Origin of the sequence: Streptomyces fuscigenes (assembly GCF_021556455.1) — a bacterium.
GTDB lineage: Bacteria > Actinomycetota > Actinomycetes > Streptomycetales > Streptomycetaceae > Streptomyces > Streptomyces fuscigenes.
On the sequence record NZ_JAKGCV010000691.1, the window covers coordinates 1 to 1,927 of the forward strand.

Consider the following 1,927-nt stretch of genomic DNA (forward strand, 5'->3'; position numbering starts at 1 on the left):
CCCGCGCGCCGGCCGCCCGCCCGGGCCGCGGACGGCGCCCGCCGCCCCGCTCGCGGGAGGGGCGTTTCCGGCGGCCCGGCCCGCGTGTCACACCCCGCCCCTAGACTCGGGGCCGTGAGCGCTCCAGACTTCGGCACCCCCCGCACCGGTCCCGGCCCGGACCGGACCCCCCTCCCCGACGGCGCGGACGGCTCGTCCGGCGCTTCCGCCCTGGCGGAGGGGGCGCCCGCCGTGCCTGCGGCCGAGGCGGCGCGCGGGGGCGCGCTGGAGGTGCTGCACCGGGTCTTCGGGTACGAGGCCTTCCGCGGCAGCCAGCAGGAGATCATCGACCAGGTGGTCGGCGGCGGCGACGCGCTCGTCCTCATGCCGACGGGCGGCGGGAAGTCGCTCTGCTACCAGATCCCCGCTCTCGTGCGGCCCGGGGTCGGCGTCGTGATCTCGCCGCTGATCGCCCTCATGCAGGACCAGGTGGACGCGCTGCGGGCCCTCGGCGTGCGGGCGGGGTTCCTCAACTCGACGCAGGACCTCGACGAGCGGCGGCTGGTGGAGGCCGAGTTCCTGGCGGGCGAGCTGGACCTGCTGTACCTGGCGCCGGAGCGGCTGCGCGTCGAGTCGACGCTGCGGCTGCTGGAGCGCGGCACGATCTCGTTGTTCGCCATCGACGAGGCACACTGCGTGGCGCAGTGGGGACACGACTTCCGCCCCGACTACCTGGCCCTGTCGACCCTGCACGAGCGGTGGCCGCGGGTCCCGCGGATCGCGCTGACGGCGACCGCCACGGAAGCCACGCACACGGAGATCGCCTCCCGGCTGAAGCTCCAGGACGCGCGCCATTTCGTCGCGAGCTTCGACCGCCCCAACATCCAGTACCGGATCGCCCCGAAGAACGAGCCGCGGCGCCAGCTCCTGCAGTTGCTGCGGGCCGAGCACCCGGGCGAGGCGGGCATCGTCTACTGCCTGTCGCGCGCTTCGGTGGAGAAGACGGCCGAGTTCCTCGTGAAGAACGGGGTCGACGCGCTGCCCTACCACGCGGGTCTCGACGCCCGGGTGCGCCAGGAGAACCAGGCCCGGTTCCTGCGCGAGGACGGGCTCGTGATGGTCGCGACGATCGCCTTCGGCATGGGCATCGACAAGCCGGACGTCCGGTTCGTGGCGCACCTCGACCTGCCGAAGTCGGTGGAGGGCTACTACCAGGAGACGGGCCGCGCGGGCCGCGACGGCCGGCCGTCGACGGCCTGGCTCGCCTACGGCTACCAGGACGTGGTCCAGCAGCGGCGGATGATCGACACGTCGGAGGGCGACGCCGCGCACCGGCGCCGGCTCGGGGAACACGTCGACGCGATGCTCGCGCTGTGCGAGACCGTCGAGTGCCGCCGGGTGCAACTGCTCGCGTACTTCGGCGAGAAGAGCGACCCCTGCGGCAACTGCGACACGTGCCTGACCCCGCCCGAGTCCTGGGACGGCACGGTGCCGGCCCAGAAGCTGCTGTCCACGGTCGTACGGCTCAAGCGGGAGCGGAACCAGAAGTTCGGCGTGGGCCAGGCGGTGGACATCCTCCTCGGCAAGAAGACGGCGAAGGTCATCCAGTTCGACCACGACGGGCTGAGCGTGTTCGGCATCGGCTCCGACCTGCCGGAGGCCCAGTGGCGCGGCGTGGCACGGCAGTTGCTGTCGCAGGGGCTGCTGGCCGTCGAGGGCGAGTACAGCACGCTCGTACTGACGGAGACGAGCGGCGACGTGCTCTCCGGCGCGCGGAAGGTGACGCTGCGCAAGGAGCCCGAGCGGGCGGCCAGGGCGCCCCCACGCACACCGGGATCCGCTCCCAGCCGGTGAGCACGTCGAGCTTGGTGAGGAAGAAGTCCGTCAGGCCGTTGACGCGGGTCGCGTAGCGCGCGATGACCGCGTCGAACCAGCCGCAGCGCCGGTC

The 1,927-nt window shown here is 73.2% G+C and carries 1 protein-coding gene and 1 pseudogene; one reads left to right on the forward strand and one right to left on the reverse strand.

The window, feature by feature from the left end; genetic code table 11:
* Window positions 1-114 precede the first annotated feature (114 nt).
* The gene (recQ, locus tag L1885_RS27790; RefSeq protein WP_372482051.1) at window positions 115-1,833 is read left to right on the forward strand and encodes a DNA helicase RecQ; all 1,719 of its coding nucleotides are present in this window, start codon (window positions 115-117) and stop codon (window positions 1,831-1,833) included.
* Here recQ and L1885_RS27795 read toward each other — a convergent pair.
* Window positions 1,802-1,927, reverse strand: a pseudogene (locus L1885_RS27795) (adenylosuccinate synthetase); the annotation flags it as partial. The gene recQ and the pseudogene L1885_RS27795 overlap by 32 nt on opposite strands.